We start from the raw sequence: 22026 nt of genomic DNA on the forward strand, positions 1-22026 counted from the left end.
CTCCTGGTCGTTCCCTGCTTACTGGAAGTGGTGCTGGATGAAGGCGTTGATGAGGCGGATGAAGTCCGTTTCCGCCAGCTTGGCGCACTTGAGGGTCTGCTCGTGGGAGAGCTGCACGTCACCGAGCCCCTCCGCCATGTTGGTGATGGCGCAGATGGCCAGCACCGGCAGCGAGCAGTGGGCAGCGCTGACCACCTCGGGCACCACCGACATCCCCACCACGTCGCCCCCGATGATCTGCATCATGCGGATCTCGGCGGCGGTCTCGAAACAGGGGCCGCTGTAGGAGACGAACACCCCCTGATTGACGGCGATCCCCTCCCGCTCGGCCAGCGCCAGCGCCTCGCTGCGCAACCCCTTGTCATAGGCATTGGCCAGGCTGAAGAAGCGCGGGCCGTAGGCCTCGTCATTGGCCCCCGTCATGGGGGTGCCCGGCATGGTGTTGATGTGATCGTTGAAGATGACCAGGGAGCCGACCCCGATGCGCTCCGGGCGCAGCGAGCCGGCCGCATTGGTTACCAGCAGCAGCTCGCAGCCCAGGCGCTTGAAGGTGCGCACCGGGGTAGTCATCACCTTCATGGTTTCGTGTTCGTAGTAGTGGCCGCGCCCCTTCATGCAGACCACGTCCACCCCGTGCAGCTTGCCGAGCACCAGCTCGCCGCTGTGACCGGCCACCGTGCTGACCGGGAAGCCGTCCAGCTCCTCGTAGGGAATGGTGACCTTCTCTTCCAGCGCATCGGCCAGCACGCCGAGGCCGGAGCCCAGGATCATGGCGGCGCGGGGGGCAAACCCCGGCTTGCGGGCAAGAATGGTGGCGACGGCGTTGAGTACGGGATCGTGTTGCATGAGTTGTACCTCTTGAGGCTGTGAATGAGACATGACGCTCACTCTAGGGGAGGTATTGGACGACAAAAATCGCTAAAATCGGCCTGATTATCCCGATATACAACACAATGACCGGCGTAGTGGGGTAATGACGCACCCGAAATGGCCCAAAAACCGCTGCTTCATGCCATTTCTCAGTCAAACGGGTCGCCGGAGGGGGAAAACCGATGTGATGCGGATCGCGGTGTCAGGAGGGACCCGCCTCCCTGCCCCGCCATTCCCGTGCCCGAACTTTGACGGCGATCTCACCCTTAAAGCCTGGAGAGACCATGTTCCCGGACAACCAATGGCGCGATCGCGTCACCCTCAAGATGTTGCGTTACTTCCATGAAGTGGCCAGCCAGGGCCACTTCAGCCGGGCAGCCCTGCGGCTCAATGTCTCCAAATCGCCGCTCAGCGCCCAGATAAAGGAACTCGAATCCCTGCTGGGGGTGACCCTGTTTGAGCGCCACACCCGCCAGGTGAACCTGACCCCCACAGGGCGCCTGTTGCAGGCCGAATGCGATCGCCTGTTCGACGTGCTGGAGAGCGGCCTCAACCAGGTGGTGCAGGCGGGGCGCATGGAGCGCAACCAGATCCGCATCGGGCTGGTCAGCTCCATCTTCTGGGCCGGCTTTGGCGAGGTGATCCGCCAGTGTCACCAGCGCCACCCCGAGTGCGAGATCTCCTTCACCGAGCTCTCCCCCGAGCGCCAGAAGCAGGCGCTGGCCAGCAAGGAGATAGACATCGGCCTCGCCCGCTTCGCCGACACCCTCAACATCCACCCGCTGCAGGCCGAGACTGTCTATCGGGAATCCATGGTACTGGTGGTATCGGACGAGCATCCCCTGCGGGATCGCAAGCGGGTCTCCCTCCCTGAACTCGCCGCAGAGCCCTTCGTGCTGATGAGCCGCGCCAACTCCGCCTCCACGGATCTCATCATCAACGCCTGCCTGGTGGAGGGCTTTTACCCCCGCCTGCGTCAGGAGGTGGTGGAGCCCAATACCCTGATGGCCGTGGTGGCCACCAGCCAGCAGGTGGCCCTTGTGCCCGCGAGCTACGCCCGCCAGAAGTGGCCCCACGTGCGCTTCATCCGCCTCGAGCAGGGGATCCCCGCCGATCTCTGCGTGCTCCATGCTCCGCCCCTGGCCGGGCAGCCGACGACCACCGCCATCCGCCATTTCATCGACACCATGAGCGAGCAGATGAACCTGCCGGAGCGAGGCTGAAGGCAAAAAGCCCGATGAGGGGATCATCGGGCTCTGCGGCAAGGATCAGGGGCTCACTTCTTCCATGAAGACAAGCCGAAGGGGTTCGGCCAGCAGCTCGTCCGCCTGGCGAGCGAAAGCCTGGAAATACGCGGTCTCACAGTGGGCATCCAGGGCGGCCTGACTCACGAAGGCTTCCCGCATGTAGAAGGTGCCGGGTTCATCCTTCAACTCGAACAGCACGTAATCGAGGTTGCCCGGCTCCTGGCGAGTGGGGCCAATCAAGGTAAGCAGGGCATCGCGAAGGCGCTCTCCCATGCCGTCACGGGCCTTGAGCACCGCGATCGATACCAGTTTGTCTGTCTTTTTTTTCATCCAGTTTTCTCCGTTGTACATCGTCAATACGCCAGAGAGTGCAACCTGGACAGCGATTTATACTGCCGGATGCGCCCCCATCAGACGTTGCCCAGTGTAGGCAGGACGGTGGGGGCCATATAGGGGGGCAGAATGAACACTGTGTTCAACGGGGTGGATAACCACGCCGTGCACGGAGGAACAAACGAGTGGGAGGGATCATGGCGCAAAGGGTGGCAACGGGACCCGCCAGGAGGCGGCACGGCTTGCTGCCCCCTGGTCCAGGCTAAGGGCCTGCAGACCAGCGTTCAACGTCAAGGCAATAGGTGGTGAAAGGGTGTTCGCCCAGGCGCGTTTTCCTCACCCAGATGGCCCGTCTGGCGAGGGATCGATAAGGCGGGCGGGTATCCAGCAAGTGAAAGAGGATCGTCCGATGGCCAAGCTCCCTCGCCCACCCCATCATCTCGTTGAAAATCGCCACGCCGCTTCCCCAGCCGCCCCTGGCGAGCACAATGGCAAGCTCCACCCCCTCGTCATCGGGCTGGATGCCGCACCACCCCGCCAGGGTGCCGTCGAGGAAGATGGCACGCACGCGGCAGCCTGGCCGGGCGTCGACTCCCAGCTTGTACGCCATCCAGTCGCGCACCCCGGCCACATCGAAAAGCGGGTGAGGGATCAGGTGCTTTCGCAGCGTCTCGTCGTTGAGCAGCGGCAGAAAATCCTCTGCCCTGACAGCAGAAAAGGGGCTGAACACCATGGAGGTCTCTCTCATTGCCCGAAGAGGCGCCCCTAGTAGGGGCTGCCATCCTTGTGTCTGGCTGACCAGGCGCCATCGGCCCCCTGTACCAGGGCCAGATCGTCATCGGGATAGTCGACGGTATCCCCTGGCAGCCTGTCCCCCACCTCGAGATAGACAGCGTCCACCTCACCGTGGTTGAGCAACTGGTGGGCCAGGCCGCTGCCCCCCTTGAAGCCGATGCACTCCCCCGGCGACATCCGGTACTCCTCCTCCCCGTGGCGCAGGGTGGGATTGCCCGAGAGCACATAAACGAACTCGTCCTGCAGGCCGTGATGGTGCTTGAGCGCCGAGATGGCTCCCGGTGCCAGGGTCGTCAGATTGACCCCGAAATTGGCGAGGCCGAAATGATCCCCCAGCCTGCGCCGGGTGCGGTGCTTGACCAGGGAGGCAAAGGGCTCCGGATAGAGGGACTTTGCCTTGTGCTCGGGGATGGCCGTTGCCTGAATGGCGCGTTTGTCAGTCATGTTCTGATCCTCCCTGTGAATGACGTCTCTCTTTATAGCCTGCTCCTTAGCGGCGAAACATGGGCAGGGGTTGAAGGGGTGTCTCACACACCATGTCATGCCCGGTTGTCGCCAGATGGCAAAGACGCCCTGTTTTTCGTTTGGCTATCTTAATGGCACACCGGAAAATGGGAAGTCGCGTTGGCAACCTCACCCATGGAATAAAGAAGATGGCCCGCGATCACTGGGAAGCACCCTCTTCCAGCGGCCCGGGTATGGAGGGGCACCGGCACATGCAGACCCGGTGACTAGAGCACCTCAATCCTGACCTTGATAAGCCCGGACCGGGGATTGCCGATGGCGCTGAACGCTGCCCTGGAGAGATCGATGATGCGCCCGCGGGGGAAATTGCCCCTGTCGTTGACCCTGACCACCACGCTCTTGTCGTTGGCCAGGTTGGTGACCCTCACCAGGGCGCCGAAGGGCAGTGTCATGTGGGCGGCGGTGTTGGCGTGGCGCTGGTAAGGCTCCCCGCTGGCAGTGCGCTTGTTGTGGTAGCGATCGGCGTAATAGGAGGCGAGCCCCGTCTCGCTATAGCCTCGCCAGTTGCCCGCACTGCCTGCATCAGGCTGGCTGCTGCAGGCGGCCAGCAGCAGGCACAGGGAGGCCAGCAGCCCTTTTTGTAGCGTCGTCATGCGTTGCTTCCTCGATGGGACAGAGCGACCAGCATCGCCAGTCAGGCTTCCGTTAACAGGGGCCTACTCTCTCATATTTTCCATGGAAAACGGGAGGCCCAGGCCTCCCGTTTGTGTGTTCACCCGTCAGCCCCTGTCAGGTGATAACTAGATCTGTACACCTCTCCTGAGTCCGCTAGGATCCTGATCGTGGAGCCGTGTGCAGTACGAAGGGGCTGGTAAACATGCACAATCAGCCCTTCATTTTTCGTCAACTGTTCCAGCGGTAAGGCTGGGTTAAGTGATTGAACGTATGAAAAAAGGCTCCAGAAGCCAGCCACGATGGCTACCGCCACCAGAAACTTGGTCCACCCCTTTTACATGGCACGGACACCGAACACACGCCAGAACCAGGTGGCTTGAATGCGCGCCTTCGTCATGCGCCATTGTTTGCGTAATTCAAAAAATTCCATAGTCATACTGTATTTATCCCTGATCCCCCTCCTCCACCTTGTAACCAAGGCGCTCATAAAACTGCACCGTCCTCTGGTTATCCGTAAAACTGGATAAATTCACCCGGCATTGTGTAATTCATAGAGATCATTTCCCCATCACTGGCGATGAATGATTTAAAAATAACAATTACTCTGCTGTCGCTCCCTTGTGGCAAGCCAAAGCCACAATAGCTAAGGAGAGGATGGTCAATATCAACAAGTGCTGGGCCAGCCATTCGTCGCTTGGCTTATAACGCAGTAGGCTTTTGTACGTATTTTCATAACTTATCAAGACCTGCTCACCTTCCTGCACCTGCCACGCCTGTTCGAAATAAAAGGGCCACCAAAATCTGTAATAAGGCTGACTCCAGACCGTGACCCGTTTTCCTTTTGCGGCAAGCAACGCTGCTTTGTTATAGATACTACCTCGATAGGCTATTTCCTCTCCCGGGTCCGTCAGGATCCTGATCGCGGAGTTATGTGCAGTACGGAGGGGCTTATAAACCTGCACAAGCACCCCCTCATTTTTCGTCAACTGTTCCAGCGGCAGGATGGGGTTAAGCAATTCAACGTAAAAAAACACGCTCCAGAAGCCGGCCATGATGGCTACCGCCACCAGAAACTTGGTCCACCCCTTTTGCATGGCACGGATGCCGAACACACGCCAGAACCAGGTGGCTTGAATGCGCGCCTTCGTCATGCGCCATTGTTTGCGAAACGCGAAAGTGTCCATAGCCATGCTTTATTCATCCCTGTGTATGTTTCCAGCTGCCATCTGCTGCAAGGACATTACGATCTGCAGAGCCCACCATATTCCACCAGACTCTGCGACATCGTAAGTGGTCACAACACCTCAACATTTACCTTGATAACACCTTCGCGAATATTGCCGATGGAGCCGAAGGCGGATTTGGAGAGATCGATAATGCGCACGCTTTTAAAGGCGCCGCGATCATTGACCTTGACCACTACGCTCTTGCCGTTGGCGAGGTTGGTGACCCGTCGCACCATGGAGCCAAAGGGCAATTCCATATGGGCAGCGCTACTGAGGTTATTGAGATAGCTCTAGCCGCTGGCGGTCTTTTTACCGTGATAACGGTCGGCATAATAGCTGGCGTAACCGGTCTCGCTTTAGCCGCGCCAGCTGCCGCCGTGGCTCTCGTCATAACGGCTGCTACAGGCTGCCAGCAGCAGGCAGACAAGCAACAGCCCCCCTTTGCAGGCCGATTGCACCACTCCTTCTCTCCCGATGCCGCGCATCTACTTCTCCTCGCTCACCTTGCCGGATAGATAGCCCGGCTGATCATATCGCGTCGCAGTAACGAGTAGATTCTCCCCATACCGGCAAGCCACCGCAATGTAGGCGGCCCCTTGCCATCATGGGGCCCAGCCCAGTTGCCAACGCAGTGGTCGCCGCGATTGTTGCAATAAACATAGGCTTTAAATCACCACTGTTACACCCAAGAGACAATCAAGGTGCCACTTCTCTGCTCGCGTTTGCCAACTCGCGCACACAAACACCCTCCGATCTGCGTCCGCAACCCAGCACAACAAGAGGGATACTTATTAACCAGAACCGGGCAAACCCGTTCATCCGTAGCCTTATCCCATCACAGGCAGCGCCGCTACTTTGCCATATTTTTCCAATAAAAAGGGAGGCGAATGCCTCCCTTTTCTCTTGCTATTTGCCCATCAGAGTCAGGCGATGAGCTTGTCGTCGGCAAAGCCAAAGCCGCGCAGCCCCACCACATGCACATGCTCGTGCTTGCCCTGCACCTTGCGGATGAGCTTGTAGGTGGTGCCCTTCTCGGGGCTGATGTTCTCCGGCGCCGCGATGAGGAGCTGCATGTCCTGGCGCTCGCACAGCTCGAACAGGGTGGCGATGGATTTGCCATCAAGCCGCGCCGCTTCGTCCAGGAACAACAAGCGGCAGGGGGCGATGTCCTTGCCGCGCAGACGGCGGGACTCCTCCTCCCAGCTGATGAGCACCATCAAGAGGATGGCCTGACCGGTGCCGATCGCCTCGCCGGTGGAGAGGGCGCCGCTCTCGGCCCGCAGCCAGCCATCGGCCCCGCGCTGCACCTCGATCTCCAGCTCCAGGTAGTTGCGATAGTCGAGCAGCACGTCGCCCATTACCTGATAGTTGCGCTCCCCCTGCTCCACCTGCGGGTTGAGACGCTGGAAGAGCTTGGCCATGGCCTCGGAGAAGCTGAGCTCCTTGTCGGCGAAGAGATCGTTGTGCATGGCGCTCTGATCGGCGAGCGCGGTCAGGAGGCGAGTGTGGGCCTCGCGGATATTGACGTTGAGACGCACCCCGCGCACCAGACCGAAGGCAATGTTCTGCAGGCCCTGGTTCAATACCCGGATGCGGTTCTGCTCCCGGCGGATGATGTTGGTGATCTTGGCCGCCACCTCGTGGGAGGAGAGGGACAGATGGGTTTCCCGCTGCTTGAGCTCGTCGGCGAGGCGCGCCAGCTCGATCTCCATCTCCTCGATGGCTTCCACCGGATCGTCCGAGCGGATGATGTCGTTGCGGATGCGATCTTTGAGGTAACGGTAGACCTGCACATAGAAGGCGACCTTCTGCTCGGTGCTGCGGTTGCCTTCCGACAGACGCAGCGCATCGCGCAGGGCCTCGTCGTGGGCCACCGCCACCCGCAGGGCGCCGAGGGCCTTGTCCGACATGGAGCGCAGCTCGTCGCTGTCAAGATAAGCCAGCTCGCGCTTGTTCAGACGCTTCTCGACGTCGGTCTCCCGTGCCAGACGCACCACCCGCGACCAGCTCGCCTTGTGACCCACCAGGGATTTACGGGCGCTGTAGTAATCCTTGCCTTCGAGCTTGAGACGACCGCCAAGGGATTCGATTTCGCGCTTGCACACCTGCAACTGGGCCTCTGCGCTGGTGCGGCGGGTCCGGGTGCGGATAAGCAGCTCTTCAATCTCTTTCTTGTGGGCACGGGCCTTCTCTTCCATATCGTCAGAGAGGGTCAGCCCCATGGCCGCCAGCTCCTGCTCGAACTCCGCCAGGGTCTGCCCCTTGGCCGAGGCGCTGGAATCGAGCGCCGTGCGCAGTTGCAGCGCCTCGGTGTGGCGCTGGGTGATCTGCTTGTGCTGCTCACCGGCGGTGCGGGCGGCAAGCTCCGCCGCCTTGAGCTTCTCTTTGAGTCGCTCGCTCATCTCGGACGCCTTGCCCAGCAGGTCTTGTGCATCCTGATAGGCAAAGTGCGGCAAACGGGCCACCAGCTGATCGAGGGCGTAGCAGCGGCGTTTCTGCGCGGCCAGCAGGTCGCTCACCTCGTCAAAGGCCGCCTGCAGGGCAGCCAGATCCTGGGGATCCTGGCGCAGCACCTGCACCATGGTTTCCAGTTTTTCCAACGCCTTGCCGTGTTTGGCGATAAAGGCTTCGGCTGTTTTAAGCGCCTCCACGTCGGCGTGAGCCGCCTCGAGGCGGGCCGCCAGGTCTGCCTCGGCAAACAGGTGGGCAAAGGGCAGCATCCCCTGCACCAGCTGGATATGGCGGGTCAGCTGGGCGGCGGCTGCTTTGGCATCACTCAGCTGCTTGTCGCACTCGGCGATGGTTTCTTGCAGCTTGCGCTGCTCGTGCTGCTTGGCCTGCACCTCGGCTTCGGGGTCCGGGCGGAAGGCGATATCCAGATGCTGACCGATAAAGTCGCGGAAGTGGCCGTAGAGACGGTGATACTTCTGCTGCTCGAAGGCGGCCTTGGCGTAGCCCTCGATGAGGTTTTCCCGCTCAAGATCGAGCTGCTCGATCCGTTTTTCCCGGGCGGCGCGGCCAAAGAGCGGCAGCTCGGGGTAGCGGGAGAAGCGCACCTGACGCTTGCTGGTGCGCACCAGCACGGCGTCCCCCAGCTCGTCCGCTTCCACCAGATCCTCGTCAAAGGAGTCGGGGTTGCCCTGAATGAGGTAGATATCTTCCGGGCAATCTTCCAGCTTTTTCAGCCGCTCGATGGCGCCTTCGAGGTCGAGCACCACCAGGGCGCTGCGAGCCGGGCCGTAGAGCGCGGAGTAGTAAGGGGCATCGTCGATGGAGATGTCGTCGTAGACGTCCGAGAGCAGCACGCCCCCCACCTGCTCGGCGATGCGGGCAAGACGGGGATCCGCCTCGCCGGCACCCAGCTGCAGGTTGCGAATTTGCATCTCCAGCGCCTGTTTCTGGCCCTGAATGCGGTTGCTCTCCTGCTCGAACTCCCGCTCCTTGTCGAGCACGCTCTGCATGCCGGAAGAGAGTTCTTCGGCGGTGGCCAAGGCCAAGCCACTCTGCTCGCGCAGTTGCTCGAGTTTTTCAAAGGATTTGAGCCAGCGCGGGGCCAGCTTGGTCAGTTCCGCGATATCGCGGCCCAGCTGAGTGCCCTGATGCTCGAGGCTGGCGCGGCGCTGATTGGCCTCTGCCTGCTGCTCGGAGAGCTCCTCCTGGCGGGTGCGCTGGGCTTCGAGGAAGATCTCCAACTCGTCCTGGCTGGCAATGTGCTGACCAGACGCCTGGGCCAGCTCGTCTCGCAGCCGCAAGAGCGTCTTCTGGCTTTCGCTCTCTTTCTCGAGGCGAGCCAGGGCGGCGCGCAGTCCTTGCCCCTGGGCAATGCGGGCCTTGTCTTCGATGTGGCGCTTGAGCAGCCCCTGCGCGGTGGGCCAGGCAGCCTCGCGCACTGTCTCGGGGGCGATGCTGAGCAGCAGCGCCAGCGCCGCTTCGTGTTCGGCCACCGCCGCCTTGGCCAGCGCCAACTGCTGCTCGGCCCCCAGCACGCGGCTGGTCAAGCTCTGCTCGGCTGCGCGGAACTGGTGCAGGGTGTCGCTCGCCTGCGCAGGCTCGAACCCCGGCAGCTCGCACTGCTCGCGGGCCGTCTCCAGCGCCTGCACCGCCTGACGGTACTGGATGGCGCGGGTCTGCTGGATATCGAGCGCCTGCTGATAGTCGGCGAGCTGGGTCTTGAGACTGTCCACCTCTGCCTGGGCCAGCTCCTTGCGCTCTTCCACTTCCAGCAACTGGCCGTGGATCTCTTCCACCACCGCCTGCTGCTGCTCCAGCTTGTCGTTGAGCTCCGCCAGATCGGCGCGATAGAGGGCAATCTTCTTTTGCAGCGCCACGGCGACCATCACCTTGGCCAGGTGCTCGGCGGCGGACTCCAGCTCGTCGGTCAGGAGCTTCTCGCGGTTGGTGAGCTGATCCACCTCGTCCGCCAGATAGATGGCGCGCTGCTTCTCCTCGGCCAGCAGGCGGCGTTTGCCGGCGAGCTCAGAGCGTGCCTTGAGGGCCAGCTCGGAGAGACGGCTCTTCTCGGCAGCGCCCCGCACATACTCCGCGGCCACATAGTGGGTGGTCTCGGTGATGAGGTTCTTGAAGAGATCCCGCTGACCCTGGGTCTCCTTGATGGCTTCCAGGGTGCGGCGGTTCTCGTAGATGGCCGCCTCCATGTCCTGGAACGCCTTGCGCACCCCGGAGTTCTCCGGCAGCAGGTATTCACGCAAGGAGCGGCTGATGGAAGACGAAATACCGCCGTAGAGGGAGGCTTCGATCAGGCGATAGAACTTGCCGCGATCCTTTTGATCCCGCAGCTTCTTCGGGGTGATGCCGAACTCGAACATGAAGTTGTGATAATCGGTCACCGTATTGAACTTGGCGACCTTGATGGCGCCAAGCTCCGCTGCCGCCCCCTTCAGATCGGCGAAGGCACGTACCCGGCCCTTGCCGTCATCGAGCTTCTCCAACAGCAGATCCGTGGGCGCCAGGTGCTCGGGCACATCCACCAGGGCGAACGGGGTGATGTTGACCTTGTTGTCACGGTTGGCCACCTGTTCGAGGTGAACGCCGACCCAGATCCGCTGCTCGCGGCTGTTCATCACTTCCAGCAGCGAATAGCAGTGGCCACGCTGCAGCTTGCCGTAGAGCCCCTTGTCGCGGGAGGCACTGCTGGAACCCGCTTCCGTGGTATTACGGAAGTGAAGCAGTGACTGGTCTGGAATGAGGGCCGCGATAAAGGCCGCCATGGTGGTGGACTTGCCCGCGCCGTTGCCGCCGGACAGGGTCGTGACCAGCTGGTCGAGATCGAAGGTGCGGGCGAAGAAGCCGTTCCAGTTGACCATGGTCAGGGATTTGAATTTGCCTCTCACGCCACACTCTCCATCAAACCGGCCGACACCATCAGTGCCGGCACATTAACGTTGCAGATCATCTTCCACCTCCAGCTCCAGCTGCTCCTCGTCCAGATCCTCTTCGATATCCTCGAACAGGGAATCGCTGCTCGGCATCTCGTCGTCGTGGAAGATGGCCTCCCCTTCCTGGATCATCCGCAGTTGCACCGCGCGGGGATCTTCGTCGGAGCGCACATCGGCGGCGAAACGGAACACGGATTCGTTGACCCGGAATTTGTCGCTGTTGCCAAGGGGGGTGATCATCCCGAGGCGCTTGAGGCGACGCATGGAGGTGCGGATCTTCTCGAGGAGTTTCTTCTTGTCCAGATCCGTGCCGCCGGAGCGGCTGTTGACCATGCGCAGCAGTTGCTTCTCGTCCGCCAGACTCAGCACCTCTTCTTGCAGCTCGCCCATGGCGAACACCCCTTCAGAGGCGAGCCTGTCCGGGCTCAGGAACAGGTAGCAGAGCACCTTGCCCACCAGCATATCGAGCTCAGATAGCACTGTTGTTCCGATGTCGGCGCTCGGGCGCGGACGCAGGTAGAAGAAGCCTTCCGGCGCCTTGATGAGTTCCACCTGATAGCGGCCGTAGAAGATCTCCAGCTCCTGGTGGTACTCCACCAGGGCAGAGTGCTGCTCGAATTCGTCGGCACTGATGTGGCGACCGGAGCGCAGGGCGGTGTCGATGCGCGGAAACAAGGGGTTGGCGATGGCCTCTGCGAGCCGCAGGGGCAAGGGGAATTCAGTATTGATCGATGACATAGGCCTGAACCTTGGATCCAGCTTGGTTGATGGGTTTCCATGCGGGTTGGCGGTGGTGCTCGCGCTCACCGCTGGCATGGCCGAGACGCACGGCCTGATCGATCAGGAGGCGCGCCACGTCGAAGTGGGCATGAGCCGGGTAGTCCAGCAGGTATTCCCGCAGCACGTCGGCAAGATCCAGCCGATCTCCCTGCTCCGGGTAGCGGGCCAGGTAGCGCTCGATGCGCTCCGCCAGCTCCTGGTTGATGTCCACCATCTCCACATACTCCATCTCGAGGGGCACCTCGCCGGTCACCTCCTCGTCGTGGATGGCGATGGTTTCATCCCGCAGCTCCAGCAAACGGGGCTCTTCGGCCACCCGCAACAACCAGCTGTGCTGCTCGAAGTTGCGGATGGATTCCCGCAACCGCTGGCTGAAGGCGCGGTTCTTGTCCATGTCGATGGCGTTGCGGATGAACTTGTGAACGTGCCTGTCATAACGGGACCAGAGCTCGATGCACTGCTGGCCCCAGGCGGTGATGACGTCCAGACGCCCCTGCAGGGCGTGGGTCAGCTCCTCGACGTGGAACAGATCCTCACGCCCCTGGGCCGCTTCCTGAATGTTGAGCAGCCCCGCCTGCAGGCGGTGGCCGGCGGCGTCCAGGGTGTCCTGCAACTCGCGCAGGGTCTGGCCGGTCTCGTGCAGGAGCTTCTCGCAGCTGTGGATGGCATCGACCCAGTTCTGGGTCAGCAGGGCCGCGATCTCGCTCTTGACCTGGTTTTGCTGCTCGTCCATGGCGCGCTGGGTGAGATCGATGCGCCCGAGCGTCTCTTCCAGGGAGAAGGAGAGGCGCGGCAGTACCTCGGCGTCCCACTGCTCCCGGGTGTTGGTCTCGAGCGCCGCCTTGCGGGCGGTGTCGAGCTCGGCAGCCAGGTGCTCGAGCAGGATGGAGAGCTTGATGGAGTCCACCTGGCGCTGATCCATGAAGAAATCGACGATGCTCATGCCAAGGCGCGACAGGCGATAGAGGCTCTCCCCCGCCACCATGTCGGTGGTGAAACGCGACAGCAGTTGCTGGCGAATGAGATCGTTGATGGCGTTGTTGGCGCGACCGGTGAGGGTCTCGTCCATCTGGCCGAAGGCACTGCTGACATAGCCAAAGGCATCGTGCAGCGCGGCCTCCGAGAGATCAGACTCGTCCTCGGAGAGCGTCTTGATCGCTATCAGAAAGGCCAGCCTGTCGGTGGGGAGGTTCAGCGCCAACCCCTCCTGTCTGACCCATCCCACCGTCTCTGGCAGGGTACGGGATGTACTCATCATGACGTTATCATCTCGTTGTTATAGTCGGCAGGTCTTCGCCCGCCGTGGTGATATAGGCCGGGGTCGGTGGCGTCCCGGCGGCTGGATCCCGCATCGTATTCACGCCGGTGTGTCTCAACCGGCCGGTTTCTGGGCCATCACATGGATGTAGCGCCCCAGGGAAACAAAGGGCTCCTGGCGGCAATATTGCTGCTCCATGGCCAGCAGGTCCTCGAACTTCTCGACCTGATCCTGCTTGTGGCGCATGTAGTCGTGGATGACGCGCACCCCGGTCTTGCCGATGATCCGCAATCCCCCCCGGCCTATCCAGTCATAGACCTGCTCTGGCAACTGAGGGTTGGTGGGAGTCAGGGCTGTCTGGCGTTTCTTGCGAAGGCCCAGGCGCACATAGTCGAAATTACCCACCACCAGGCTCTGGAACAGGAGGCCGTGACGATTGTAAAAAAGCAGCGACAGTATGCCCCCAGCCTTGACGAAAGGGAACAGACCCAGCAAGGTCTGGCGCGGCTCGGCGAGCCACTCCAGTACCGCGTGACAGAGCACCAGATCGAAGGTGCCGGTCACCTGGTGCTTGAGATCCTGAATGGGGCAATGGATGAGACGAATTCTGTCTTCCAACCCCTTCTGGGCGATCTGCTCCCGGGCCAGATCCAGCATTTCTGCCGACAAATCGCACAGCTCCACCTGATGGCCCATGGCCGCCAGTTTCTGGGCGAAGTAGCCAAAGCCGCCGCCGGCATCCAGGATGCGCAGCGGCCGGTTGCCCAGGCGCGCCAGGCAGGCTTCGATGTCACTCCAGACAATGGTGGTGCGAATGCGCCCCTTGGTGGAGTCGTAAATGTTGCGAGCGAACTTGTCCGCGCGCCCGTCAAAACTCTGATCTTGCTTCAAGACACACTCATCTTCGACCGCCCCGCCATGAGGGCCGCAGGAGGAACCACACAGGATTGGGCCACAGGAAAAAAGAGGGGTATTCTGTCACATCCCGAATTTGCTGAAAACTCAAGGACGTGTCTGTCGTGTTCGAGCTCAACTTCTTTGTCATCAAGAAATGGCTGGGCCATCTGTTGATGCCGCTCCCCTTTTCTCTCTCCTTGTTGGTGCTGGCGCTCGTGCTGCTCTGGTTCACCCGCTTTCAAAAAAGCGGCAGACTGCTGGCGACCCTCTCCTTGGTGATCATCGCCCTGATGGGGACGCGGCCGGTGAGCTACGAGCTGGCCCGCAGCCTGGAGCAGACCTATCCCCCCTTCGAGGTGAGCCAGCATCCTGACATCCAGGCCATCGTCGTGCTGGGCAACGGTCATGTGAGCGATCCGGCCATCCCAGAGCGCGCCTGGCAAAACAACATCTCCCTGGCGCGCACCCTGGAAGGGGTTCGCCTGGCCCTGGCCTATCCAGAGGCCGAGCTGGTCTTCTCCGGCGCCGTGGCCGGGGATCCCCTGTCGAACGCCGAGGTCAACGCCCGCATGGCGGCCAGCCTTGGCATCCCGCGCGCGCGCATGACGTTGTTTGAAAACAACAAAGACACCCATGACGAGGCGGTCAGCATCGCCGCCCACCTCAACGGCAAACAGGTGGCGCTGGTGAGTTCGGCCACCCACCTGCCCCGGGCCATGGCCCTCTATCGCAGTCAGGGACTCGATGCGGTGCCGGCTCCCACCGATTACACCGCCAAGCAGAGTCAGGAGCCGCAACCCCTCTACAGCTACCTCCCCAAGGGGCGTTATCTGATGTATTCCGAGGCTGCCATTCACGAGTGGATTGGGGTATGGTGGGCCCGTTTGCGTGGGCAGGTCACCGAGTGAGCAATCGCGCCTTGCATTCCTGATTTGGATCAGGAAAGCGAAAAAAAATTACGTCATTTGCCGCCGGGTCAGCTATCTTGGGCTCGGTTCAATTCATATAATGTTGCGCAATCAAATGCCTAGGAGATATAGAAGATGAGACAGCACCTGGTAATGGGTAACTGGAAACTGAACGGCACCAAGGCTTCTGTAGAAGCCCTGATCAAAGGACTGACCCCGGCCGCTGCCGCTCATCCTTCCGTGCAAGTGGCCGTCTGCCCGCCGGTTATCTTTTTGGGTCTGGTTGAACAGCTGACCGCTGGCAGCAAGATCGCCTACGGTGCCCAGAACGCCGACGTTCATGAGTCCGGCGCCTTCACCGGCGAAAACGCCCCCTCCATGCTCAAAGCCTTCGGCTGCACCTACTCCCTGGTCGGCCACAGCGAGCGTCGTACCCTGCATGCAGAGACCGACGACGTGGTGGCTGCCAAGTACGAAGCCATCCAGAAGGGCGGCCTGATCCCCGTGCTGTGCATCGGTGAAACCCTGGCCCAGTTTGAAGCCGGTACCACCAACCAGGTGGTCGAGACCCAGCTCAAGGCCGTGATCGATCGCTGCGGCATCGCCTCCTTCGAGAACGCCGTCATCGCTTACGAGCCGGTATGGGCCATCGGCACCGGCAAGACCGCCACCCCGGAGATCGCACAATCCGTGCATGCTCACATCCGTCAATACCTGGCCGGTTTTGATGCAGCCGTGGCTGCCAAGGTACAGATCCTGTACGGCGGCTCCGTGACTGGCGCCACCGCTGCTGACCTGTTCGGCCAGCCGGACATCGACGGTGGCCTGGTGGGTGGCGCGTCCCTGAAAGTGGACGACTTCTCCCAGATCATCGCTGGCGCCGCCAAGTAAGCGCCAAGCAAAGAGGGGCCCCGCCCCTCTTTGCATATCGCTTTCCTATGGACCCTCTCGCCATAGGAAAGCCGATATAGTAAAAGCGGCAAGCCGTATTTTTCAGAATCTTGATTTTCGACAACTCAGATCCAGAGGCACTCATGACCAAACAAATCAAACGTATTGGTGTTTTGACCAGTGGTGGTGACGCACCGGGTATGAACGCAGCCATCCGCGCCGTGGTGCGCGCCGGTCTGCATCATGGCCTGGAAGTTTACGGCATCTATGATGGCTACCTCGGTCTGCACCAGGACCGTATCGTCAAGCTCGAGCGTCACAGCGTCTCCGACGTCGTGAACCGTGGCGGTACTTTCCTGGGCTCCGCCCGTTTCCCCGCCTTCAAGGATCCGAAAGTCCGTGCCGAAGCGGTCGAAAACCTGAAGAAACACGGCATCGATGCCCTGGTGGTCATCGGCGGTGACGGCTCCTACATGGGTGCCAAGAAGCTGACCGAAGAGGGCTTCCCCTGCATCGGCCTGCCGGGCACCATCGACAACGACATCGCCGGTACCGACTTCACCATCGGCTTTGACACCGCCCTGAACGTGGTCGTGGACGCCATCGACCGCCTGCGCGACACCTGCAGCTCCCACCACCGCATCTCCGTGGTCGAGATCATGGGCCGCCACTGCGGCGATCTGGCCATGTCTGCCGCCGTTGCCGGTGGTGCCGAATACGTGATCGTGCCGGAAGTGGCCTTCGACAAGGAGAAGCTGCTGCAACAGATCAAGGAAGGGGAAGCCAAGGGCAAGAAGCACGCCATCATCACCATCTGCGAGCACGTCACCGACGTCAACGCCCTGGCAAAAGACATCGAGGCAATGACCGGCCGCGAAACCCGCGCCACCATCCTGGGTCACATCCAGCGTGGCGGTTCTCCCACTGCCCGTGACCGTATCATGTCCAGCCGCATGGGTGCCTTCGCCGTCGAGCAACTGCTGGCGGGCCAGGGTGGCCGCTGCGTCGGCATTCAGGGCAACGAGATGGTGCACCACGACATCATCGACTGCATCGAGAACCTGAAGCGCCCGTTCAACCAGGAGCTGTACGATCTCTCCACCACCCTGTTCTAAGGGCTGTGGTCTGACAAAAAACCCTCCTCTGGAGGGTTTTTTTATGCGGGCTCCTCACCCTCTCCTCCCCCTGCGGGGGCCCGACTATCCACTGGCCACTGTCGCCATGTCTTACCCCTTGCCCGGCGGCCCTGAGCCTCTGACCCCACGACCTTCTCCTTTACTTCTTTCCCCCGCTTTTCTGCTTGCTCACCTTGTTCGCGACGGGTCTGGATAAAGGCCTTGGTGCCACAGTGCCAGGGCCCTGCGCCAGGGTGACGCCGGGTTGTTCTCCCCGCCTTTCATCACATCACACTGGCGCCATATAGCCACCCAGGTGGGCCGACGATATCGCCCGCTTCCCCTGCGCGCGGGCCCAGTGGCTCGTCCCCCCAAGAAAACAGCGAAAAACGGGGCTTCCGGCCACCCAAGGCCCCATGAAGATCGCCCCCCATTTTCCCGCCTTCCCCCCTTTCCTTCCATGCTCCTTTGACGGCCATTTTGTCGTTTTTCCGTACTCTTTTTGCTCCCATCCTGTTTGGGATGAGCAGAAAATTGAGCCTTCATCGGATAACCCTGGCTGGCAACAGCCTTGCAGACTGGGGTTGGGACACAAGTCGTGAGAAAACATGACATGGGATGACAAAACCTGGCTGACAGCCACCAACCTCCCTAGGACGACACCAATCGGCGCATCCCGCAGGCCATTTTGCTGACTAAAAATGGAGATCACCACAAAGACCCCAATCGGAACCACAAAGGAGAGAGTCACAAAAACAACGTAACTTAATGTATTTAAAGACTTTATATGCATCCACTTTCACTGGCATTACTATCAAACTCTTCCCAGGACAAAAAACGCCCTTAAACTTGTGAAAATGCAGCTATATTTCACCACTAAACCATTTTCGCCTCATAATTACATTTTTCGTTGTTTTATCGTTCTGTTGTGGTATCTTGGTTCCATCATGAGCCAACCAAGGGAGATAAAATCATGAAAGAGTTCGTAGTTACTGCCGTTTTCACCGTGTTTTTCACTCTGGTTGCCGTCTCCATGCCGTCGCTGGCACAGCTCTAAGTCGGTCAATCAGCCATCTGCCACCTCTGCACCAGAGGGGTGGTTCAAAAAACAGACTGCAACGTGGATTTTTGACGCGCTCTGGCAAAGGATGATGCCAAGCCATCATTGAGTGCGATCTGAGCACACAAAACGACCTCGTCGACATCCATGCCATCTTTCAAGGGGAGCCCAGGCTCCCCTTGTCGCATCTCCCCCTGCGGGATTTACTCTTGCCCCCCTGCCCGTCACAATGACCGCTGGATTTGCCACGCAGGAACCACCATGACTCAGGATGCCTTGCGCCACTGGCGCCGCGACCTTCATCGTCACCCCGAAGCCGCCTGGTGTGAATTTCGCACCACCACCCTCATCGCCCAACACCTCAGTGAACTCGGTTTCTCCATCATGCTGGGGGATCAACTGCTCGCCAGCACCCTCATCATGGGACGGGAAATAGACGTCGAGGCCCAGAAGGCCCGTGCCCTGCACCAGGGGGCGCATCCGGAGTGGCTGACGCGGATCGACGCACTCACCGGCGTGATGGGACTCTGGGATAGCGGGCGCCCCGGCCCCACCCTGGCGTTTCGCTTCGATATCGATGCGGTGGAGGTCGAAGAGAGCCAGGAGGCGTCACACCTGCCCGGCCAGGGAGGCTGGCACTCCGCCAACCCGGGCTGGATGCACGCCTGTGCCCACGATGGTCACACCGCCATCGGGCTGGTGCTGGCCGAGCGGATCGCGGCCCTCGCCGATCGCCTCACTGGCCGCATCAAGCTCTTCTTCCAGCCGGCTGAAGAGGGCTGCCGAGGCGGCAAGGCGCTCGCGGCAGGGGGGCAGCTCGACGACGTGGACGCCCTGCTGGCACTGCACATCGGCATTCACGCGAGCAGCGGTGAGCTGGTGGTCAACCCCACCGAGTTTCTCTGTTCAACCAAATTCGACGTGGAGTTCATGGGGCAAGCCGCCCATGCGGGGCTCGAGCCCAACGCGGGCCACAATGCCCTGGCGGCGGCCTGCATGGCCACCACCGCCATGCTCGGCATTCCCCGCCATCGGGACGGCATGACCCGCATCAACGTGGGGCAGCTCAACGGCGGCAGTGGACGCAACGTCATCCCGGGCCATGCCCGCCTGATGGGGGAGACCCGTGGCGCGACGCCGGCCCTCAACGACTACATGTTCAATCAGGTACAGCAGATTGTGGAGGGGGCGGCCCTGATGCAGGGCGCGACCTACCACATCCGCAAACAGGGGGAAGCGATCGGTATCGAGAACAGCCCAGCCCTCATCGAGGAAATCGTGCCTCTCGCAGAGGGGAATTCCCTTGATACCATCCACACCCGCCGCTTCGGGGCCAGCGAGGATGCCGGTTTCCTCATCGAGCGGGTACAGCAGCACGGCGGCGAAGCCGCCTATCTCATCCTGGGAGCCAACCTCGCGGCCCCCCACCATCATCCGGAGTTCGACTTCGACGAAGCCGTGCTGGCCCCCGGAGTGGCCTTGCTGGAGGCCTGGCTGCTCGCCCGCCTCGGCCGCTAGCAAACGCCGGATGCAAACAAGGCAGCCCATGGGCTGCCTTGTTTTTTTACACCCTTGCGGGCATAGGGGACCTACTCTCCCAGCACGATCGCGCAGAGATGGGCGAAGTGGTGGATCTCGTGGGTCGCCTCACACGGACCTGTCTCCCGCCCCGGGTTGTACCAGCAGGTAGCAAGCCCCTGGGCGGCGGCACCGGCGATGTCGGTCTTGGGATTGTCCCCCACCATCAACACCCGCGCCGGGCTCGGCTGACCCATCTGCGCCAGGGCATGCTGGAAGATGGCCGCCGCCGGCTTGGTCACCTGCACCTCGTCAGAGATAACGAGAGGCTCAAACCAGCTGTTCCAACCCAGTTTGTCGAGGCGCCCGCGCTGGGGCAGGCTGAAGCCGTTGGTGATGATCCCCATTCTGACCTTGCTCTTCAGGGCCTGCAGGGTCTCCTCCACCCCCTCCAGCGGCACGCTCAGGGCGATGATCTGCTGCAGGAAGGTCTCGTTCATCGCCATGGGCGCCACGTTGACCTGCTCGGCAAAGAGCGAAAAACGGGTCTGCTGCAGGTGGGTGGCGTCAATCTCCCCTGAGTTGTACTGCTGCCAGAGCCGCTGGTTGAGGGCATGGTACTCCGCCATCTTGGGGGGAGTCGGCGCCACGCCGTAGATCTGCAGGGTCCGCTCCAGCGCCCTGGCGACCGGAAAATCGAGCAGGGTTTCGTCCAGATCGAACAGCACCCAGTCATAGCTTGCTTGTTTCACGCTTGTCCTTATTGATTGTGCTTGGCCACGTTGTCATGCGTCGGGCGCACCCATCCCCAGAGGGCTGTCGAGCAGGGTCAGGGTCAGCCTGACACCAAAGCCGGTTACCTCGCTGCCCACCACGCCATTGCCCCCCTTGTTGCGAAAACCACTCAGGTCGAGGTGCAACCAGGGAAGCTCGGCGGGCACGAAGCGCGTGAGAAAACGGGCGGCATCGATGTGATCCGGGGAGGCGCCCGGCGCGCACTGTAACAGATCGGCCCACTCGCTATCGAGGTTGTCATCGTAATCCTCGTCCAGGGGGAAGGGCCAGACTCGCTCCCCGCTCTGCTGGCCCAGCGCTATCAGCGTGGTGAGCCACTCGGGGCGGTTGGTGAAGACGCCGCTGTAACGGCTGCCGAGCGCCCGTTTGCAGGCGCCGGTCAGGGTGGCGTAGTCGATCAGCAAGTCGGGCTTGTCCCCGGCCGCCAGGGTCAGGGCATCCGCCAGCACCATGCGCCCCTCGGCGTCGGTGTCCACCACTTCGATGGTGGTGCCGTTCAGCGCGGTCACCACCTCACCGGGCCGGAAGGCCTGCGGGCCGATGTGGTTCTCGGCGATGGCGAGCCAGCAGTGCACCTCAACGGGGAGTTTCGCCCGGCTGATGGCCAGCAGCGTGCCAAGGGCCACCGCGCTGCCCCCCATGTCCAGGTGCATGCCATACATGCTGCCACCGACTTTCAGGTTGTAGCCACCGGAGTCGTGGCAGATCCCCTTGCCCACCAGCGCGACGCGGCGCACCGGGTTGGCCGGACAGTAACTGAGCCTGACGATGGCGGCCTGGCCGTCCGCCGAACCACGGGCCACCGCCAGGAAGGCGCCAGCCCCCTTCTGTGCCAGGGTCGCCTCGTCAAACTCCTGCCACTGCCACCCCTCCTGCTGCGCCAGCTCCCGGGCATAGGCCCGGTAATGACGGGCATTGAGCTCGGACGCTGGCAGCACTGCTAGGTGGCGAGCCAGACCGTTGCCTTCGGTTTCTGCGCTCAGGCGGGCCATGTCCAGCTCGCAAGGGGGGGAAAGTTGCAACTGCTGATAACCCGGTCTTGTCGCCTCACTCCGTTTCTGGGTCGGCAGGGTCACATCGGCGGCGAGCAGGCAGGCGAGCACCACCCTTGCCAGTTGCGCGCGATGCTCATCGTCAAAGCCCTCCAGATGGAGCGCCAGGTGCGTCGCCTTGAGGCCCGCCAGCGAGCCCACCCAGCTGCGCACCTGCTTGTAGAGCCGATGATCCAGGGCCGGGCAGGCATTCATGAAGATCACCCGTTGCAGCCCCTGACTGTCGTCAAGGGAATAGGGGGCCTTCTGACCCAGGGCTATCTGGGTTGCCACGGCGGCAAAGGGAGGCGTCGCCAGCAGGGTATCGCGCGCTGAGTCGGCAATGAGCAGGAGTTTGACGGCAGCCGGCCCTGCCATTACTTCGGCGAGGGAGGTGCTCTGCATCGTGATTTGGGGAGAAGAATAGCTAAAAGGGGTTATCACAGGGTGCGGCCTCATCCATGAACAGAAAGCAGGATGATACCGAACAAATGGCGAGAGGGATCGGAAAAACACACATTATTGTGTGCAAGCAACAGATGCTGGAGGGGATCAGAGAGGTAATGCAGAAGAAAATCAGTCAGAAGTTGGTTGCGGGGGCCGGATTTGAACCGACGACCTTCGGGTTATGAGCCCGACGAGCTACCGAGCTGCTCCACCCCGCGTCCGAGTTGTATTGCCACCACAAAAAGCAGAGCAGTTGCTTCTTGCTGTCTTCGTTTCCACCGCAGCGCTATGCGCTTGCCATGAATACAAATGGTTGGTT

At 61.4% G+C, this 22026-nt stretch carries 17 protein-coding genes, 1 tRNA gene and 1 pseudogene; 5 read left to right on the top strand and 14 right to left on the bottom strand.

The genetic code is table 11. The features are described 5' to 3' along the window. Nucleotides 1–18: 18 nt before the first annotated feature. A complete protein-coding gene (xapA, locus tag AB5Y51_RS10020) occupies nucleotides 19–846 on the bottom strand; it encodes a xanthosine phosphorylase (protein ID WP_324059586.1) in 828 nt (275 codons plus the stop codon). Nucleotides 847–1154: 308 nt separating this feature from the next. On the opposite strand from xapA, the gene AB5Y51_RS10025 reads away from it, so the two are divergent. Next, the gene (locus AB5Y51_RS10025) at nucleotides 1155–2093 is read left to right on the top strand and encodes a LysR family transcriptional regulator (protein WP_368178381.1); all 939 of its coding nucleotides are present in this window, start codon (nucleotides 1155–1157) and stop codon (nucleotides 2091–2093) included. Nucleotides 2094–2138: 45 nt separating this feature from the next. Here AB5Y51_RS10025 and AB5Y51_RS10030 read toward each other — a convergent pair whose 3' ends face one another. From AB5Y51_RS10030 to cmoM, 10 genes and pseudogenes are all read right to left on the bottom strand, one after another. Next, the gene (locus AB5Y51_RS10030; RefSeq protein WP_368178382.1) at nucleotides 2139–2447 is read right to left on the bottom strand and encodes a putative quinol monooxygenase; all 309 of its coding nucleotides are present in this window, start codon (nucleotides 2445–2447) and stop codon (nucleotides 2139–2141) included. 265 nt (nucleotides 2448–2712) lie between these two features. Beyond that, nucleotides 2713–3198, bottom strand: a complete 486-nt coding sequence (locus tag AB5Y51_RS10035) for a GNAT family N-acetyltransferase (protein WP_324048891.1) — start codon at nucleotides 3196–3198, stop codon at nucleotides 2713–2715. A 17-nt stretch (nucleotides 3199–3215) separates the two neighbouring features. Continuing rightward, a complete protein-coding gene (locus AB5Y51_RS10040) occupies nucleotides 3216–3689 on the bottom strand; it encodes a cupin domain-containing protein (protein ID WP_039040728.1) in 474 nt (157 codons plus the stop codon). A gap of 287 nt (nucleotides 3690–3976) precedes the next feature. Further along, nucleotides 3977–4363: a septal ring lytic transglycosylase RlpA family protein gene (locus AB5Y51_RS10045; protein WP_368178383.1), complete on the bottom strand. Its 387-nt coding sequence runs from the start codon at nucleotides 4361–4363 to the stop codon at nucleotides 3977–3979. A gap of 621 nt (nucleotides 4364–4984) precedes the next feature. Then, on the bottom strand, nucleotides 4985–5575 hold the full coding sequence (locus AB5Y51_RS10050; protein WP_103260205.1) for a hypothetical protein: 591 nt from the start codon (nucleotides 5573–5575) through the stop codon (nucleotides 4985–4987). A 104-nt stretch (nucleotides 5576–5679) separates the two neighbouring features. After that, a pseudogene (locus tag AB5Y51_RS10055) lies at nucleotides 5680–6096 on the bottom strand (septal ring lytic transglycosylase RlpA family protein). 438 nt (nucleotides 6097–6534) lie between these two features. Further along, nucleotides 6535–10962: a chromosome partition protein MukB gene (gene mukB / locus AB5Y51_RS10060; protein ID WP_368178384.1), complete on the bottom strand. Its 4428-nt coding sequence runs from the start codon at nucleotides 10960–10962 to the stop codon at nucleotides 6535–6537. 45 nt (nucleotides 10963–11007) lie between these two features. Then, entirely contained in the window at nucleotides 11008–11745 is a 738-nt protein-coding gene (gene mukE, locus AB5Y51_RS10065; RefSeq protein WP_029314572.1) for a chromosome partition protein MukE, read from the bottom strand. Beyond that, a complete protein-coding gene (gene mukF / locus AB5Y51_RS10070; RefSeq protein WP_042863922.1) occupies nucleotides 11726–13045 on the bottom strand; it encodes a chromosome partition protein MukF in 1320 nt (439 codons plus the stop codon). Before mukF ends, mukE begins: the two co-directional genes overlap by 20 nt. 114 nt (nucleotides 13046–13159) lie before the next feature. After that, nucleotides 13160–13936, bottom strand: coding sequence for a tRNA uridine 5-oxyacetic acid(34) methyltransferase CmoM (cmoM, locus tag AB5Y51_RS10075; protein ID WP_039040723.1), 777 nt, complete (start codon nucleotides 13934–13936; stop codon nucleotides 13160–13162). A 128-nt stretch (nucleotides 13937–14064) separates the two neighbouring features. Here cmoM and elyC point away from each other — a divergent pair, with 128 nt between their 5' ends. The 4 genes from elyC to AB5Y51_RS10095 all read left to right on the top strand — a co-directional run bounded on the left by elyC (nucleotide 14065) and on the right by AB5Y51_RS10095 (nucleotide 19434). Next, nucleotides 14065–14850, top strand: a complete 786-nt coding sequence (gene elyC / locus AB5Y51_RS10080) for an envelope biogenesis factor ElyC (protein WP_368178385.1) — start codon at nucleotides 14065–14067, stop codon at nucleotides 14848–14850. A 135-nt stretch (nucleotides 14851–14985) separates the two neighbouring features. After that, entirely contained in the window at nucleotides 14986–15741 is a 756-nt protein-coding gene (gene tpiA / locus AB5Y51_RS10085; RefSeq protein WP_029314576.1) for a triose-phosphate isomerase, read from the top strand. Nucleotides 15742–15884: 143 nt separating this feature from the next. Next, the gene (pfkA, locus tag AB5Y51_RS10090) at nucleotides 15885–16856 is read left to right on the top strand and encodes a 6-phosphofructokinase (protein WP_010674852.1); all 972 of its coding nucleotides are present in this window, start codon (nucleotides 15885–15887) and stop codon (nucleotides 16854–16856) included. Nucleotides 16857–18177: 1321 nt separating this feature from the next. Beyond that, nucleotides 18178–19434, top strand: a complete 1257-nt coding sequence (locus AB5Y51_RS10095) for an amidohydrolase (protein ID WP_324063439.1) — start codon at nucleotides 18178–18180, stop codon at nucleotides 19432–19434. A 71-nt stretch (nucleotides 19435–19505) separates the two neighbouring features. On the opposite strand, the gene yjjG is transcribed toward AB5Y51_RS10095, so the two are convergent. From yjjG to AB5Y51_RS10110, 3 genes are all read right to left on the bottom strand, one after another. After that, nucleotides 19506–20186, bottom strand: a complete 681-nt coding sequence (gene yjjG, locus AB5Y51_RS10100; RefSeq protein ID WP_010674855.1) for a pyrimidine 5'-nucleotidase — start codon at nucleotides 20184–20186, stop codon at nucleotides 19506–19508. Between the two features lie 33 nt (nucleotides 20187–20219). Beyond that, entirely contained in the window at nucleotides 20220–21704 is a 1485-nt protein-coding gene (locus AB5Y51_RS10105) for a leucyl aminopeptidase family protein (protein ID WP_368178386.1), read from the bottom strand. Nucleotides 21705–21848: 144 nt separating this feature from the next. Continuing rightward, nucleotides 21849–21925, bottom strand: a tRNA-Met gene (locus AB5Y51_RS10110). Between the last annotated feature and the right edge of the window lie 101 nt (nucleotides 21926–22026).

The organism is Aeromonas sp. R7-1, from assembly GCF_040908115.1.
Taxonomy (GTDB): domain Bacteria; phylum Pseudomonadota; class Gammaproteobacteria; order Enterobacterales; family Aeromonadaceae; genus Aeromonas; species Aeromonas caviae.

Bases quoted from the DNA above. Each gene is read 5' to 3' on its own strand.
- xapA (WP_324059586.1), bottom strand. From the start codon at position 846: ATGCAACACGATCCCGTACTCAACGCCGTCGCCACCATTCTTGCCCGC.
- AB5Y51_RS10025 (WP_368178381.1), top strand. From the start codon at position 1,155: ATGTTCCCGGACAACCAATGGCGCGATCGCGTCACCCTCAAGATGTTG.
- AB5Y51_RS10030 (WP_368178382.1), bottom strand. From the start codon at position 2,447: ATGAAAAAAAAGACAGACAAACTGGTATCGATCGCGGTGCTCAAGGCC.
- AB5Y51_RS10035 (WP_324048891.1), bottom strand. From the start codon at position 3,198: ATGAGAGAGACCTCCATGGTGTTCAGCCCCTTTTCTGCTGTCAGGGCA.
- AB5Y51_RS10040 (WP_039040728.1), bottom strand. From the start codon at position 3,689: ATGACTGACAAACGCGCCATTCAGGCAACGGCCATCCCCGAGCACAAG.
- AB5Y51_RS10045 (WP_368178383.1), bottom strand. From the start codon at position 4,363: ATGACGACGCTACAAAAAGGGCTGCTGGCCTCCCTGTGCCTGCTGCTG.
- AB5Y51_RS10050 (WP_103260205.1), bottom strand. From the start codon at position 5,575: ATGGCTATGGACACTTTCGCGTTTCGCAAACAATGGCGCATGACGAAG.
- mukE (WP_029314572.1), bottom strand. From the start codon at position 11,745: ATGTCATCGATCAATACTGAATTCCCCTTGCCCCTGCGGCTCGCAGAG.
- mukF (WP_042863922.1), bottom strand. From the start codon at position 13,045: ATGATGAGTACATCCCGTACCCTGCCAGAGACGGTGGGATGGGTCAGA.
- tpiA (WP_029314576.1), top strand. From the start codon at position 14,986: ATGAGACAGCACCTGGTAATGGGTAACTGGAAACTGAACGGCACCAAG.
- pfkA (WP_010674852.1), top strand. From the start codon at position 15,885: ATGACCAAACAAATCAAACGTATTGGTGTTTTGACCAGTGGTGGTGAC.
- AB5Y51_RS10095 (WP_324063439.1), top strand. From the start codon at position 18,178: ATGACTCAGGATGCCTTGCGCCACTGGCGCCGCGACCTTCATCGTCAC.